The sequence below is a fragment of the Arthrobacter sedimenti genome, from assembly GCF_042652025.1.
Classification (GTDB): Bacteria; Actinomycetota; Actinomycetes; order Actinomycetales; family Micrococcaceae; genus Arthrobacter; species Arthrobacter sedimenti.
On record NZ_JBHSDQ010000001.1, the window covers coordinates 267,431 to 283,161 of the forward strand.

Sequence of the window (15,731 nt, forward strand, 5' to 3'; positions counted from 1 at the left end):
GGCGTCGCAGTCATGCTTGGTTCTATGCACACCTGCCCGGCACGGGGGTCATCGTCGAAGTCCAGGGGCGTTTTTTCGGAAGGCGTCGCAGTCATGCTTGGTTCTATGCACACCTGCCCGGCACGGGGGTCATCGTCGAAGTCCAGGGGCGTTTTTTCGGAAGGCGTCGCAGTCATGCTTGGTTCTATGCACACCTGCCCGGCACGGGGCTCCTACCAACTATCGGCATTCGGACATGGACCGCGACCGCCTCAATTCACAATCTGCTTCCCGTCCGCAGCAGCAGTCAATCCCTGTACCAACGAAAACCGACCAAGACCGACCAAGACCGACCGGGCGGTCGGTCTGATTTCCGGATCAAAAACAGCGCCAACAAAGGGAAGTAGGCCCTATCTATCTATCTAAACCGACCAACCAACCTTAAAATACATACATACAGGTACCTCAGCGGTGTTTATGTTTTTCTGCTCAAAACACAACACACTAACTTCTCTCCTAGGTATCTACTGGGCAGGTCGGTTTGGTCGGTTTCACTCCATCAAGGCGAGAAAAACCCCTAGATTCCGCGGAAAAGTCAACCGGATAAGACCGACCACCGGGTAGGTTTCGAAGGCTCTGCGGTCGGTTTCGAGAAGACTATCCCTGGTACAACCGTTTCTTGCTGGTTCAGCACTCCAACACTTCCAGATTAACGTGTGGAGGCCATGGGCTGCAGGATGAGCGAGGATGCGTTCCAGCTGCTGCGGCCAGGCAGGACGGCGCGATCATCACCCTGGTCAGCGGCTACCGTTCCTAATCCACTCAGGCGCAGGTGTATGACGGGCACGTCGGCGCTGTTGGATCCGCGGCTGCCGCTGCTGTCAGCGCGTACCCCAGCTACTCCGAACACCATACCGGCTGGCCAATCGACATCGGTGACGGCGGCGGGGCGTGCAGCTTCGAGCCGTGCTTTGCTGATCAGCCGGCCGCCACCTGGGCCTCAGCCAACGCACACCGATTCGGCTTCGTCATCCGCTACCCGGCCGGCGCCGAAGCGGACACCGGCTACTCCTTCGAACCCTGGCACCTCCGCTACGTCGGCGTCGACGCTGCGACCGAGATCCACGACCAGGGCATCACCCTGGAGGAGTTCACCACCCGCCACTCGCCGAACTGATGGGCCCTGTCAGGGGGTCGGACCTTCGACCCCCACGTCCTCATTGAGGAACACCTGGACCGCGACCACATGCGCCTCCGTCAGCCCCTCGTCCGGGTTCGGCTTCTCTAGCAGGACCGGCCGGCTGTAGTTGTGGGCCCACTCGTGCACGTCCGGTCCGAGGACGTCATCGATCCACGCGACCGCGTCCCAGTCCGCCTCGCCGGCAGCGTCCATCCGGTCGAGCCATCGTGCCACGGACCGGAGCTTCGGCGTCGGCTGTTCATCATCCCCGGGCTTCGGCGTGATCGTCACCCGCAATGGTTCCTGCTCCAGCTGCACGCGTTCTTCCAGTGCAGCAACAACTTCCGGCGGGGAGGTCGAGGCCCACGCAATCCGGCCCTTGGCCGCGAGCCGCAAGACCAGGGCTGCCTTTGCGTCGGACAGTTCCACGGACGGGTCGCCGTCGCCTTGGATTATCTTCGGGTTCAGCACGCCGTCGATGTCGAGAAGGATGAGCAGCTTCATGACGTGACCCTAGTCTGTGCCACCGGTCCGGCGATAGCCGCCACCCCGTCCGCTTGCCTGCTCCGCTGGCTGGCTCCCCGGCCGCGAACCGGACTGCGGAAAGCCTCCCAGCCGCAGGCGAGAGCGTTTCTGTCCATTAGCGCCAGCCGGGTGGTCTCCCGCCAACCGACAGGCATCGTGAATTCGCATGGATGCCCTCGTTGTCGTCCTCGAACACTCCGCCGCAATCGGTACACCGGAAACGGAAACCGTTCGCGCTGCCGATGTACCGTGGGTTCTCGCGAATCTCACGCATCCGTGCCGCTCTGGCGTCCTTGGCGGCCTGTCGTTCTGCGATCTCGTCGGCATCCCTGGCTTCTGACATCCAGTGTGACCAACGGCGAGGCCCAACGAACCCCGGGTCACCCTCCTGAATGACCGGCCCGTGCACTGGCTCCACCGGCAGACCGGGCGACGATGCAACTGGGCGAGTGACCGTCAACGCAGCCTCCAGTAATGGAGCTGGCCGTTGGTAGAGCGCCGCGCGCGCCTCCTCCGAGATTCTGCTGCCTTGGGCTATTACAGACCACTTGCCGGACGGGAGCGCCGTTACCCAGCTGCCCCTTATGACGTCTGTGCAGTCGGGGCAAGTGAATGCGCGGCGATGTCCGGTGCCTTGTATGCGGTGGACTCCCGCCTTTGCCAATCCTGTCCCAACCGCGGTCAACCAATTGTCGATACGCTTCCGCACATTGTCGAAGTTCTCACTCCTCGGCATCCAGTCGTGGTCGTTGGCCTTCGTTATCCCCGGATCGGTCAGCCGCCAGATCAGCATCGGATGGCCTGCTTTCAGGCAGCGGACCTCGCTCGCCCAGATGGTCATTGCTGCTACGACCGGACGGACACTATCGACACCAGGCCCCCTTGCGGAGCTGATGAACCGCGTCACGCGTTCGGCTTCGGCTCGCGCTGCTTCTTCAGCACGGTGGCGCTTCTCCTCAGCCAGCCGGGCCGCTTCTTCTTGGGCGGCGGCTGCCCGCTCGGCTTCCTCCCGGGCTGAACGCTCACGCTCCTCTAACTGGTGCCGCGGCGTCCCGTACGGCCAGCGAAAGGAGGGAGCCAGCAAGGTGTCTACCATCGTTCCAACCTGACACACCTTTCCGGCGAGAGGCTGGTACGCGATCCAGCTCATGAGGTCGACCGACTCCTCGGGCAGGGGGCTGGTCTTACCGAAGCCGGTCACTATCATCGGCAGCCGCACAACGAATTGCTCGAGGCCATTAGGGACTACCCACACCGGCCCGATGCGATCATCAACGTAGCGCTGGGAGCGGTGCGTGTACTCTTCCTCGGTCTGCTGCGAGAGCTGGACTTCAAAGGCGAGACGCCTCCCGTTTTCGTGGATGGCCAGGACATCTGCCGTCCATGCTCCCTCCGGATGGCGAACCTCCACTTCAGCACTCCACCCAGGGGCCGCATTGATCCTCTCCTTCAGCGCCCGCTTCATCGCCAAGTGCTGGGGTGACTCGGACTTATGCTCCGCCTCGCAGTCCACCAACGGAAGGTGCGCAAAGAACTGCCGGCCCCTGTTTGACGTCACGCGCTTGGCCCGCAGGCCGCACTCGATAAGCACAAGGTCAGGATAGTCAGCCCTGGTTGCCAGCGCGCGCCACTGCACGTGCGGCACCTCAGTCGCGTCGAGCCTCTCACCGTTCAGATACGCCACCAACTGCACTCAAGCTCCCCCGTTTCAGCGATGCATCCTGGCGGTCAATCTACCTGCCAGCCCGGCGCCGCCGCCATCAAGACATCTTGACATCGCCCGGTCCGCCAGCAGCCCCCCACCCCGCCACCGACCCGACGCCTGTCCGCTCCACTGGCTGGCTCCCCGGCCGCGAAGCGGTCGGCGGGCGATAGCCCCAGTCGGTCTGCTGATGCTGTGTGGTCTTGCTGGTGCTGGGTTGGATGTCGCCATATTTAAGAGGGGCTCAGGCGCTTCGCGCCTTCGCCCAACCCCTAAAGTGATCCGGTTCGTTCTCCTTTTCGTCCGTCACACTGTTTGCTGTCTTCGCGTTAACCTCTTGGCCGCTGCGAGGCCTGGCTTCTCGTCGGCGCGGTGCGCCGGGCTGCGCGAGGACCTGGGCGCTGCGCGCCCGGGTCCGTGGGCCCGGCCGCCTGGTGCCGGCGTCGCTGCGCTCCTTGGGGCACCCGGCTGGCTGTCTTCTGGGGGTCGGCTGGCCTTCCCTGCGGGGCTGAGGCGGCTGCGCCGCCCGGTGCGTGCCGCTTATCGTTGGCTTCTCGTTTACCCTGGGGCTTCTGGCTGGCTGGATAGGCGCTTCGCGCCGGGGAGTTGGCCCTCAAGATCAGCGTCTCGTGTTCCGTCTCGTTGCACGACTCGGTGGCTTTGCGTGGTCCTTGGCCCGGCTGCCGCCGGGCCGCTTCCTTCCCGTCTGCCTTCTCGTTGTCTGTCCGTTGGCCTCGCTGCTTCGCAGCGGGGATTCACGGGGATGGCCTCTTTCCAAGGGAGAGGGCTTCGCCCTGGAAGACGGACTTCGTCCGTCCGGGCCGCGGTCCGTTGGCGATGCGATGCGTCGAACGGATCGTTGCACGGTCGGATGACTCAACGTCATCCCTCGCTGCTCGCGCAGCGTGCTTCACGACCAGCTGACTCTGCGCCGAGCGCATCGTTGACCCCTGCCTTCCCGGGGCGAAGCCCCTACCACCACAAGGGCTCCGCAGGACGAGGGCATGACCGTTCCACGACGTCCCCGCGCGCAGCGCTACCAGACCGCGCAGCTGTCAGCCGAGGCTGGGAGATGAGGGGCTCATCCTGGGGCGAAGCCCCTTTGCTCGTCGGCCGCAGGCCACGGGCTGGACGGCGCAGCCGTCGTCGGTTGGGGTCGGCTGAAGGGGCGGAGCCCGCCCACCCGGGGGCGGACGACGATGAGAGGATACATTCCCACCTAAGCCACAGGTAAGAGGGGCCTGAAGCGGGGGCGAGTGGCCCGGTCCTGTTGTCCGGGGATAACCAGGGTTTGTATTACCCGGACCGCCATTGCCGATCGCGGTTATCCCGGGCTTGGGGTTTCTCAGGATCAGAGGCATTTAGAAAGCCAACGAGGCCTTCACCTACGCATGGTTTGGAGTGCTGGACTGCTGCCGGCCGTCCGAGCATCGCTGTCTACCAGCCGTCCAAGGCTACAGTCGTCCCATCGTCACAGGAGCTCCACCGTCACCAATCTAACCCCGAGCCGCACCACCTCCAGCTCAGTCCACGCCTCTCTTGTTCCCTCGGCTTGCCCCAACGACGAGCTCGCGACCCACTCCCGCCGCGACCCCTACTGGGACCGGCTGTGGGCGCCGGGGTCCCAGGCGACCTGGTCCAATCGGCCGCTCCTTCAGCAACGAAAGGAAGCGAATCCAACGTCGGTGAACGCTCGCTACCTGATGGATGAGCACGAGGCCATGCGGCTGCTCACCATCAACCGGGGGCGCAGAGAACGCCTCGCTGCCTGGGGTGTCGTCGACTCCTGGCGCACCGTCTCTGCCGAGCAGCTCGCCGCGATGACCGGTTCCCATCTTTACCTAAACTCGGCGTCGTCAAACGTCGCCGCCTCCATTTCACTCCACCTGCTCGACGTGGGCACCTACTCCGCTCCCGAGGTCTCCGAGGCAGTTCTCAACCGCAACTGCCTGTATAGGCCGTCCAACACGGAGACCTTCGACAAGCTCATCGCGCCCGAGCTCACTTGGCCAGAATGGATCTCCGTCACCGGCGGCTATCCCTGGTCGGGTGGCGGCCAGCACGACAGACACAATTTGCTCTCCACCGAGCTCGCCCTCCGCGCCGCCGAGTACCTACCGATCGGTGCAGTCTTAGGTGAGAAGTTCTCCTCGGTCGACCTGCTCGCCGGCTCCGGGCTCGGCAAGAAAGTGAAGAACCCGGACAACCGTCGGGCCGACGGGACCATCGTCCGCACCGACGGAATGCGGATCGCTTACGAGCTCACAGCGACCGCGTCCAAGTCGCTGGAAAACAAAGTTCGCCGGTGGGCGCAGCTGCTCAGCGAACGCCCCCTGGAAACTTCTGGGCTCACTATCCTTTTCATCGCCGCACCCCACCCCGACCGGCCCAAAGACCGTGCCGGCGATCCCCGTCATGAAATCTACCGCCGGGTCGCCTCTGTGCTGAAGGAGTTTCCCGGCACCAGCACCGACTCCCCTGCAGCGCGTATTGGCATCGCTGCGTGGGACGAGTGGTTCCCTGCCAGGCACGAGCTATCAGAGGACTTCTTTTGCCTCACCGCTAACTTCGCACTCAAAAACGTGCCCGGTCCCGGCAAGTGGGTCAAGCGCAGTCTGCTGGACGAGTACCAGTTCACTGCATGGGAAACCTTCGATGCCACCGCCGTTGTTGACCACGCCCCACTGCTGGCCGCCACCCCCCACTGGATGCGCGCCGAAGACCGAACACACCTGATCCCTTCGCCCATGGAGCGCTCCGGCTTTCCGACGCCGGTCCCCGGCCCGGCCCGGCCCGAGCTCTCCCGCAACCGACCCTTGGGCCATGGCACTGGATCAGCGGGAGATGCGAGGCTTCCTTCTCGCCTACGGCTATAGCGGGCAGGAAAGTTGCTACACGGGGACGGTGGTGACTCTTATTGCTACCTGGTATCCGTTCCCGCGGCGGGCGACAGGTAGTCAGATGAGCTGGTCCAGCTTCGTCCAGAACGCTTCGCGAAGCGCGCGGCGCACCCCTTGCAGATCGGTCTTGTATTCGCCGATCCGCTGCGCGCAGTCCTTCAGCAGCACCCGGTCAATTTCCACCGGCAGAATGGGCCGGTCGGCCAAGAGCTCGATGAGTTCACCCTGCGTGATGGTGCCGTACCAGTTGGTGGCGACGCTTTCCCCGACCTCGAAGGCGACGTCCAGGGGGCTGTCCTCCGGCGGCAGGATTGTAGGCCCGGTGCCGCCGGAGCTGTAAACCAAATGAGCCTCGGAGCGGTGCTGCCGCGGCGGGGCCGGCAAGATGATGCGTCCGCGGGGAGGTGCCGGGCGCGCGGCCATGTCTGACGGGCGGGGTCCCGACGGGGCGGCTGGCGCCGGAGCGGGTGCCGGCGGCAGAACAGCCACGGCCGGTGTGGGCCGCGGCTGTTCGGCCACGGTCTTGGTGAAGCATTCCTCGATCAGGTCCGTGGGCAGGGTGATGATGCTGTCCACGCGCAGCGCCAGGTGCTCGGCGACGGAGGTGACCCCGAGCCGGTGGTTGGGGTTGTCCAGGCCGACCAGGACGACCTTCATGCCCAGGTCCTGGGCTTCCTCAACGGCCTCGGCCAGGTCATCGTCCCCCGACATCAGGAACGCTACCGACGCGGCCCGGTTGCGGGCGACACCGACCAGGTCCAGGCCGAGTTTGAGGTCCACGCCCTTCTGCTCGCCGTTGTACGAGATTCGTCCCAGACGGACCTTCACGTCCGGCAACAGGCCGATGCGCTTGTGCTCATCGGTGAACAGGGCGTCCTTCGACGCGTCGTACCAGTAGACCCGCAGGACATCCAGGCCCGAGTGCTCAGCCGTGCGCTTCAGGATGCCCTGGACGAGCTTGTCGTAGTCGACCCTGAACGCCGAGCGCAGGGAAGTGCCGGCGACGTGCGTGCCGCCTACTGCGATGAGGAAGCCGGCATCAACGAAGATCGCACTCTGGGTCATGGACTCCAACGTACATGTGCACTCCGACTGCTGAGGTCCGGCGCCGCATAGTGTCTTCGATTAGCCATTCAGGCTGGTGCTCTCCAACCGTCGGCGGGTGATCAGGCAGAATGGGCCCATGTGCGGCAGATACGTGATGTCCAAGGCCACCGGTGACCTGCTGAGCCACTTTGAGGCTAAGGAGGTGGAGGGCACGCCGCCTCCGCCAAGCTGGAACGTGGCGCCTACCCAGGCGGTACCAATTGTGGCTGAGCGTCTGGATGAGGGAACCCTTGACCGGCACCTGCTGATCGCGAAGTGGGGTCTGGTCCCCTCCTGGGCGAAGGACATCAAGATTGGCGCCAAGATGATCAACGCGCGCAGCGAATCGATCCTGGAGAAGCCATCGTTCCGGAAGGCTGCCGTCAAGCGCAGGGCCATCGTTCCGGCCGAGGGCTACTACGAGTGGCAGAAGACCGAGGACGGCAAGAAGATCCCGAACTACCTGTACTCCGAGAAGGAGCCCCTGCTGGGCTTCGCCGGCCTGTACGAATGGTGGGCCGATCCGGGCCTGCCGGAGGACGACCCGGAGCGCTGGCTGCTCAGCTGCACCGTCCTGACCACCACGGCCCAGGACGCCCTGGGGCACGTGCACGACCGGAGCCCGGTCATCATCCCGCGGGACCGTTTCGCCGAGTGGCTGGACCCGGACCTGACCGACAAGGCCGACATCCAGCACCTGCTCGATTCGCTGCCGGAGCCGATCCTGATCCCGCGAATCATCAGCACCCGGGTCAACAGCGTTAGAAACAACGGACCCGAGCTGATCGATCCGGCCGAGTGAGCGGCTTCAAGACCGTCGTCGCGTTTCCGAATGCCCTGATGTGGCTCATGTCCGAGGACGACCAGGAGCTCGTCATCCCCGACATCGACGGCGTCGCCAATTTTTGGACCAGCCAGAACGCTTGGGGAGTCGCCGTCCAGCACGATATTGATGGTCCGGTGACAGCGACCATTGGGCCGACCCCGCCTGAGGACCCCTCCCTGATGCAACTCCATCAGGGCCTCCTGCACTCCAGCCGGCGGCTCATCGATGTCCAGACCGTCTACCTCGACAGCATCGCCACGTTCAGGACAAGAACCCAGGACGCCGCCACCAGCATCTGGGGAGATGACCCCGGCCAGCCGGAACACGTCCACATTCAATGCCCGGACATCGAGGAGATGCTGTGATCGACGAGCTGCACGAGCACTACACCAATGCCATCGGCGCCGAGCCGGTCCTGCACGAGATGAACACCCGGACCGGGAAGCGCATGGGTGTCTTTGAATGGCCCGCAGGCACAACCAGGCTCGGGGTCCACCTCTACGCCTCCGCGGGCGCCGGCCACTACCGGAAGGACGACCACCGGCACGCCGTGGAACTGTTCGCCGGTGTAAACCACGGCGGACAGGAAGTCCTGAAAGCCTTCGCCAACATGGCCCTGAACGTCCGCGAGTCCGGGACAGTCCCACAGCACGGCGTCTTCGTTGCAGGTGACTGGAATATCATCGAGAGCCGGAAATTCACTGGCTGGGTTCTCACGGAGCGGCCGGACGACTTCATGCCCCAGCTGGACCTGCCGGACGGGCACGTGGTCTTCCTGGACGCCCTACCCGTTTTCCCCGAAGAAGCCGAATACAGGCACGGCAACCGGTCCGACGACCTCTTCGACATCTGGGAAGCCGAGGGCGTGAAGTCCTGGGACCTGGACCGGGAGCTGCCGGCCGGAATCGAGCCGGGGCGAAAAGGCATCTCGGCCTGGTTTTCCGGGCGCTCGAGCAACGTAGATGATTGAAGGTCCACAGATACAGGAGACCATTCATGCCGTAGATCCCTTGCGGGCACGCAACCAGAACATGGGACTTACGAGGTAGGCGAAGATAAGCCGCTTTGACCGTCTGAAGCCAAACAGCCATCTTCGGCGAAAATCCGTCAACAGTTGGTGAGGTAGTCCTCTACTCGTTCCGGCTGGCGTCTTGGTCGGAGGGGTTACTCTGAGCGTCATGCGGACCGCGGCAGGTCTGCGTTTGACAGTTGTGCCGGGCCACCCTGAACAGGAGAGCTGTCGCGCACTCACGCCGCGGGGCTTCCTTGAGCGGCATCTCCGCGTGCTTTTTCTGCGGCCACTCGGTCTACGGCGCCAAGAGTTCTTGCATGGAGTGCCGGGTCGAGCGAGACCGTTCCGCTCAGACCTTGGGCGGTCCTGGTAGCGACGATCCAGTCGATGATGCTTTCCTCGTTTGTGTCCATGCTGCTCTCTATGCATGGGTCGGCAGCACGGCTGTCGCTGGGCGCTCAAACCCTCCATTCGGGGACGAGCCGACCAGGATCGAAGGACTTCAAACCGGTTACCTGGCGTCTCGGAATGACGACGACTTTGACAAAGATGTCGTCCAGAACGGCCCGACGGGCACTAGTCGTCATATCGGGCCAGGCATCCCTCAGCATGGCGCCCGTCGTCAATTCCCGGGGCCGGACGATAGGGACAGGGTATTGGGCTTTCTGCCGCTCTACGGCTGCCCTCGCCGCCAACCATTCGTTCCGCGAAATGACCCCGCTGCCGTAGTCCGCGGCGAGCTCTTCCAGACGGGCGTCCAGGGCGCCGATCTTTTCCAGCCACTCCCCCGTTCTGTCTTCCTCGTCCACGACTCGCGCGTCTTGAAACTGGAAGGCCGCCTCGGCAAGCCATGCCTCTGTTTCAGCTGCAACGATGGTTGTTCCGCCGCACGCCGCTGCTCCAGCGTTCCGGGGGCATCGGTATGAAGGCTTCTTGCTCTTGCCGTTTATGGATTTCACCATTCCGGTTCCGCATTTGCTGCAGACCAGCAACCCTGTCAGCAGGTGTTTTCGGGCACCTCCACGTTTCTTGCCTTCGGTGCGGCCCGGGGCCAATTTGGCTCTGAGCATCGCCAGCGTTTCTTCGGACACAATGGCCTCCCACTGACCCTTGGCGGCGATCTTTCCGTGGTGAACGCGGAGTCCGGCTATGCGAGGTGCTTTGAGGATGTTTCTAATGCTTGCTGCCCGCCAGTTTGCTCCCTGAGCGGTAGGAATTCCACGCGCTGTCAGATCTCGGGCTATCGCGTTATGGCCCTCACCATGCAGGACACGAGCAGCCATCTCTCGAATCACCGCAGCTTCTGCTTCAACTATTTTCCCGTCAGCGGCGTATCCATAACAGGCGCGGCCAGTCCATGCTCCAGACTCGGCAAGCTCAAGGTGCTTCCTCAGAATGCGAGCCTTGGTTTTTGCCACTTCCCCGGCCGCAAACGCCGTCACTACTCGTGCCACCGTCTTGCCATCCGGGGAGCTCAGATCAATCGTTCCACTCATCACGGAATGCACATTGATTCCGGTCCGAGCGGCCAGGTCGATCCAATCTTCGAGCTCTCTCGGATTTCGGTGCAAGCGATCGGCAGCGTACACAACGACTACGTCGACACCCTGAGCTTCCATCAGTGCCTTTAGTCGTTCGTAGTCTTGCCGGTACTTCCCCCCGGAAGCCGATACGTCGTTATCTTCAAACTCCTCGACGACAGTCCAGCCGTACCTTTCTGCCAGTGCCCGGCAGTCCTTCAGCTGCCGGGCAACACCAAGACCTTCCAATGCCATGTCCTTGGAGATACGGGTGTAGATGGCGGCGCGAGCGTTTTCGCCCTCTCGATGATTGTGCATGCTGGGATCTATGCAGGCGTGGCCGCGGCGGCTGTTCTTCTTGCTGCTGAGGCTAGAACTGCCGCAATTGAACGAAGCGTATCGTCAGGCGGAGTGGACTCCTCGGCGTCACGAACTGGACCGAACGGCTCACATCTCCACGGCACGAGTAATCGTCCTCTGGAATGTAAACAACTTCGGGTGACAGTAAAGGCGAGGTGAAGTCCCGTATGAAATGTTCCGTAGCGGTGGCATCATTTCGTTGCTGCTGAACCTCGACAACGACGCCCTGCCCGTGGGACCAATAGGTGCTTACTACACGAGGACGCAGTTCACTTATCAAACCGATCCGACGGAGCAGAGCGCTTTGCCACACTGGGTCCTCTGGAAGGCCGTTCTTGTGATGTTCCATCTCTATGCTTGTCCAGCTTGCAGGATGGCGGGCCGCCAGGCATATACCCAGTCGATGTTCCTCAAGCAGCCCTGACTGGTGACCCAATTCCCATTCCCGGGCACTAGTGCCCTTGAGGATGATTTCGGCATCCAGTTCGTGCCGGAAGAGGCTGAGGCCGACCGGATGAGGGCGGACTCTAAGTCCAGGAACGCCGTATAGCTCCGCTGATACATGTGGGGACTCGAGTACGGGCATGAGGTCCAGGGCTAGCTTGGGAAGCAGAGCGGAAGCCACTGGCCCAAGCATCAGGCTGTTTGGGGCTGGCTCGATCTTTCCAAACTCGAAGAGTTGAACAGCGCCGCCGATAGGCCTTTTAAGTAGGTCACCGATCTTGGAGAGCACCTCCCCCTCCAACTCCTCCTGGGCTGGCGTGGGGGCACAGACGACCGGAAAACCCCGGTCGGTGTGGAGTCTTAGTGCTTGTTGATATGTCTGCCCGGTAGCGCGCATCGCAAGGCGCGTAATCTTCTTAAGGCTCTTCGTAACGGTCACAGGAATCCTCCGATGTGTCCTGCCGACCCAGGCATCAAGAAGATGTCAAACACTCATAGCAAACCGTCCAGAAAGACGAGCGGGAGCCACTAAGGCCCCTTCTAGGCAGCAGTTCTGGTCGGAGAGCTGATGTCCACGGTTACTCGAAACCTCAGATAGAGGATACACGTTCTGTCTCCACATATAGCCGTTTTCAAGCTTCGTATGGGTCCAATCACTCCTAAACTGGCGGCTGTGACCAACACCGTCACGAGTAAGTAGGGCAACTGTGCTCAAGTGGAACCTCTCCTGTTTCGGGCGGCAATGCTTCGAGTGTCCGGAAGACGTTCGTTGGGGTGGGGATGCCTACACCAAGGTGTATCCGTAGATTTCCCAGGACAGGCGAGCCAAAACGGGATCGGCTCTGAGTGTCCCCTTGACCGGAAGGAGAGGGTGTTTCTTTTCTTCAGACCGGACGGCCGCCCACCGGTTTTACTGGCCTTTCTTCAACGCAGTCCTATGTTCCACGAACAGCACGATGTATCGTAGGCCGGCCGCTCCCAAGGCCGAGGAACAGGCCAGCTCCGGCGATAAGGGCAAGTGCGGCGACTAGGGCAAGCCGCTGCCCGGCCACGGGTTTCTGACTGCCCCGTTAGCTTCTCGTATCCCAGTGACGGGCAAGCATCACCACCCCAACGGGCAGCGCAGCTGTTCCTGCGGCCAAGTCCTGAAATTTAGGGAGTTGAATTGACGCGGATCTAATCGGGCAACGACGAGCGGGCCAGCCCTCTGGAAGGCGGGGATGCAGATTCCTTGCCCCAGGCGCTTCCGGTATCGCAGGGGCGCTAAGAGGACTCCGAGTTGCAGCTGATCCGTACTGGCGGTAAAAACTCGTAAGCCTACGGTGCGAAAACGCGCGCCCGTCCAATGGGCGAAGCGGGCTTCGGGGCTGTCAGAAGGAGTAACGGCTCTTCGTGGTCTCCATGACGAGGCCGCCGTTCACCAGATACGCGGCCCTCCGCGCCTCGGGGAGATCGACCTTCCAGCCTTGGAATGACTCCAAGTCGAACACAGCGGAGGTTTTCCGGGTTTTCAGGAGTACGTGTTTGCCTATGACTTCCGGAATCTGATTGAACTCCGCCTGCTTATACTCGACCGGCTCCCCACCGTTCGCCTGGAAGAACCTCATGCCGACCAAGCCGGCGATGCCTCCCGGTGTCTCGCGCAATAACATCGGCGCCTGGTCGATGTTCCACGACCTGGTCAAGTCCCCGTTGAACTTCATCTTGAGCAGAAGCCCGGAGTAAGCACCGATGAACACATCGTCGCCACCGGCCGCCAACTGCACGAAGTATGCCCAGTCCGGGCGCGAACTGCTGCCCACGGAAACACCCTCGTAAAGGTGTTCCTTAACTGCCTCGTTGAGTCGAAGGGCTGCGACCACTTCGCCGTCGAACTTGTAGACGAAGACATGGTCGATAACGCTCACCACCAGGAGACCTTGGGCAATTGAGGCATGAACGGAGCGCACAGCCGAACTCGGCTGGAGGCTCCTGTCCCCGAACTTGCGCATCACGTCCAGTACTTCCGGGGATGAGCCCATATCGAAAGCGGCTACTAACCTCGCGTCAAGAGAGTAGATGCGGGCGATGACATCGCTGTCGACGGACACGACGCAATCACCCTGAGGGTCAGACCTAAGCCGGCCCGGTTCCAAGTCAACCGCATCAAGGACGGAGCCGTCAGGGCCAATTACCTCGGTGGGAAAATAGCGCGACCCGTCAGCCCGCTTCCCGAAACCGGTCTGCAGCCAGGTGTTGGCCCCCGCCGACAAAGGCTCGGCCGTTCGCGTGCGCTGCAATGCCTTGGCAAGGGGGGTTCCGGCCGGGGTTGCGGTGGTCCACCCGTCGAGGGGACTTTCGCCGTCGGCGGGTCGACCGGCGTCCACTGAACCCCAACGCGGCGGAAGCTCCAGGAGACGCGCTTCGGCCACTTTCATACCCTTCCTGAAAGGGACAGGCTTCGCCGGGGAAGGCGCAGGTTCAGGGGCTGTGCGGTGGAAGAGGATCTTGGTGCCCTTGGTTTCAACTATCAACTGCCCGGCGTCCCGCATGGCTCGCCAGACCGATCGAAGCCGGACACGGTCCTCCGCTGAAAAGACCTTGCGCACGTCCTTAATGTCGGTCAGCTCTTTTGCTGCAACAATTTCCCGGACCTTGGCCACTATGCGAAGGTAATCATCGCTGCAGGGCTTCGGTTCTTCCGATCCGAAGCGGCCGCAGAAGCTGTCCAGAATGGCCAGGGAGCCTATGTCACCAAGCGCTGCGGCATATGCGAAGGCACCTCGGTCAGTGAGCGGGTAAGCGAAGTAAGAGGTGACGCCCTTAGCACGGTCATAGTCGGAGACCTCTAGCTTGCGAAGCTCCCTAAAGGACTCCGGCATCAGAGCCGGGTTCTTCTCCGCCGCAGGTATTTCGGTCGGCATCAGGCTGACGGCGCGATGGAAGGCGGTGGCCGCGGCGGCGGGTTTGGAAGCGTCCAGTGCACCTTGCACAATCTGCCAGACGTCCCAGTACGGATGAAGTGTGGTTTGATCCCCAGTCGCATTCACCCGGCCATTCTGTCAGAGTCAGGGCGGAAACGAATGCCGGCGCGAGGCAGGGGTCAGAAACAGTGGTAGCTCATCTCGCGCATGACCCGCGTCGTCTCATCACGCTTCGCCTTCCGCGCACCGTAGACCTGCCACCAACCCAGGCCTGGTCTGAACACCAAGAGGTGGCCGGGCATAGGGGTGCAACATGGGAAGTCGAATAGCAGCCGCAATACTTAATCGCAGCGATCCTCGCGGTTGCCGGGTGCGGCGACAGGCTGACCCGCCCTCGGTGCTGTCCCGTTCTCATGCAGACCTGAGCGTTATCGACGGCGACGAAGGCGCAAAGACCATCGTCCTCGACGCCCCCTCACGGAGCAAGCAGACCCGCGCCCTCCAAGGTGTCCTCGGTTCTGACGGGCCAGGGCGCATCACAATTCGTGATCTGGACGGATACACGAGCAGGTTGTGATCTCAGCCTATCCATCCCGCTAGGACACCGAATGTTCGTCTACCAGTCTCTTTCTTCGACCCGATCAACGTCGAGGAGAACAGCAGCGCGGCGCCGATCAAGCGGACGATGAGGAGTGTCTCATGGAGAACTTTCTGGCGGACGGGTGATCCGGGCCCATGGGCGTGGACTCGCCGGTTCCTCTCGCAAGGCCAACGGACAGCGCTGTTACGCTGTGACGAAAAACTGGGAGGAAGATCATGCCTGCACCGTCACCCGAGCACGCGCCGGTCCTGCGCGAGATGTCCGAGGAAATCCTCAAGGTGGAACCGAATGCCTCCTTCTTCACCTGGCACATCCTGGAAGCGTGGGTGACCACCAAGTTCGAGTTCCCTCGGGTTTACATCACCGCCCTGTATGACGACGCCGGCCAATGGATCGGCGGCGAATCGTTCGACGAACCTACGAACAAAGTGGTGGCCAAGTACCAGGAGCGGCTCGGATGGCAGTCCCGGGAGGAGGGCATCGGCTTCGCCTACTCGGTCAAGGAAGCCAAGGAGATAACCGATGTGGAGGGTACCGGCACGCTGGATCCGGAATTCGAGGGCCGGTCTGGCCTGGAAATGTTCAGCTACTGAGCACGGGGCCCGAGACAGCAAAACGCCCCGGCACCATATCGGCTATCGAGGCGTTGCCGTCGAAATGTCGGGGGGTTCTCCCCAGCCGTAGACGCGGCTG

Annotated in this window: 13 protein-coding genes; 7 read left to right on the top strand and 6 right to left on the bottom strand. The window is 62.5% G+C overall.

Annotated features, from left to right (window positions below; translation table 11 throughout):
- Positions 1-386: hypothetical protein (locus tag ACFO0G_RS01230; protein ID WP_376976148.1), on the top strand; the 386-nt coding region annotated here is incomplete at its 5' end.
- A gap of 425 nt (positions 387-811) precedes the next feature.
- Positions 812-1,156: a M15 family metallopeptidase gene (locus tag ACFO0G_RS01235; protein WP_307362925.1), complete on the top strand. Its 345-nt coding sequence runs from the start codon at positions 812-814 to the stop codon at positions 1,154-1,156.
- A 9-nt stretch (positions 1,157-1,165) separates the two neighbouring features.
- On the opposite strand, the gene ACFO0G_RS01240 is transcribed toward ACFO0G_RS01235, so the two are convergent.
- Positions 1,166-1,663: an HAD domain-containing protein gene (locus tag ACFO0G_RS01240; RefSeq protein WP_376976150.1), complete on the bottom strand. Its 498-nt coding sequence runs from the start codon at positions 1,661-1,663 to the stop codon at positions 1,166-1,168.
- A gap of 136 nt (positions 1,664-1,799) precedes the next feature.
- On the bottom strand, positions 1,800-3,368 hold the full coding sequence (locus ACFO0G_RS01245) for a competence protein CoiA (protein WP_307362932.1): 1,569 nt from the start codon (positions 3,366-3,368) through the stop codon (positions 1,800-1,802).
- A 1,703-nt stretch (positions 3,369-5,071) separates the two neighbouring features.
- On the opposite strand from ACFO0G_RS01245, the gene ACFO0G_RS01250 reads away from it, so the two are divergent.
- Positions 5,072-6,262 (top strand): hypothetical protein, encoded by a 1,191-nt coding sequence (locus ACFO0G_RS01250; protein ID WP_307362025.1) that lies wholly within the window; start codon positions 5,072-5,074, stop codon positions 6,260-6,262.
- Between the two features lie 81 nt (positions 6,263-6,343).
- Here ACFO0G_RS01250 and ACFO0G_RS01255 read toward each other — a convergent pair whose 3' ends face one another.
- A complete protein-coding gene (locus tag ACFO0G_RS01255) occupies positions 6,344-7,351 on the bottom strand; it encodes an NYN domain-containing protein (RefSeq protein ID WP_376976153.1) in 1,008 nt (335 codons plus the stop codon).
- A 118-nt stretch (positions 7,352-7,469) separates the two neighbouring features.
- Between ACFO0G_RS01255 and ACFO0G_RS01260 the strand changes: the two genes are divergently transcribed.
- The 3 genes from ACFO0G_RS01260 to ACFO0G_RS01270 are packed head-to-tail and all read left to right on the top strand — an operon-like array spanning position 7,470 to position 9,168.
- The gene (locus ACFO0G_RS01260) at positions 7,470-8,174 is read left to right on the top strand and encodes an SOS response-associated peptidase (RefSeq protein WP_376976155.1); all 705 of its coding nucleotides are present in this window, start codon (positions 7,470-7,472) and stop codon (positions 8,172-8,174) included.
- Positions 8,171-8,563 carry a hypothetical protein gene (locus tag ACFO0G_RS01265; RefSeq protein WP_307362032.1) on the top strand — a complete coding sequence of 131 codons (393 nt, stop codon included), beginning with the start codon at positions 8,171-8,173 and terminating at the stop codon, positions 8,561-8,563. The genes ACFO0G_RS01260 and ACFO0G_RS01265 overlap by 4 nt, the downstream gene beginning before the upstream one ends.
- On the top strand, positions 8,560-9,168 hold the full coding sequence (locus ACFO0G_RS01270) for a suppressor of fused domain protein (protein ID WP_307362035.1): 609 nt from the start codon (positions 8,560-8,562) through the stop codon (positions 9,166-9,168). Before ACFO0G_RS01265 ends, ACFO0G_RS01270 begins: the two co-directional genes overlap by 4 nt.
- Before the next feature lie 500 nt (positions 9,169-9,668).
- On the opposite strand, the gene ACFO0G_RS01275 is transcribed toward ACFO0G_RS01270, so the two are convergent.
- The 3 genes from ACFO0G_RS01275 to ACFO0G_RS01285 form a co-directional block, all read right to left on the bottom strand.
- Positions 9,669-11,048, bottom strand: coding sequence for a recombinase family protein (locus ACFO0G_RS01275; protein WP_376976157.1), 1,380 nt, complete (start codon positions 11,046-11,048; stop codon positions 9,669-9,671).
- Between the two features lie 52 nt (positions 11,049-11,100).
- Positions 11,101-11,973 carry a hypothetical protein gene (locus ACFO0G_RS01280; protein ID WP_376976159.1) on the bottom strand — a complete coding sequence of 291 codons (873 nt, stop codon included), beginning with the start codon at positions 11,971-11,973 and terminating at the stop codon, positions 11,101-11,103.
- Positions 11,974-12,904: 931 nt separating this feature from the next.
- Positions 12,905-14,563 carry a hypothetical protein gene (locus ACFO0G_RS01285; protein ID WP_376976161.1) on the bottom strand — a complete coding sequence of 553 codons (1,659 nt, stop codon included), beginning with the start codon at positions 14,561-14,563 and terminating at the stop codon, positions 12,905-12,907.
- Positions 14,564-15,253: 690 nt separating this feature from the next.
- Here ACFO0G_RS01285 and ACFO0G_RS01290 point away from each other — a divergent pair.
- Positions 15,254-15,631 (top strand): hypothetical protein, encoded by a 378-nt coding sequence (locus tag ACFO0G_RS01290; protein ID WP_376976163.1) that lies wholly within the window; start codon positions 15,254-15,256, stop codon positions 15,629-15,631.
- Positions 15,632-15,731: the final 100 nt, after the last annotated feature.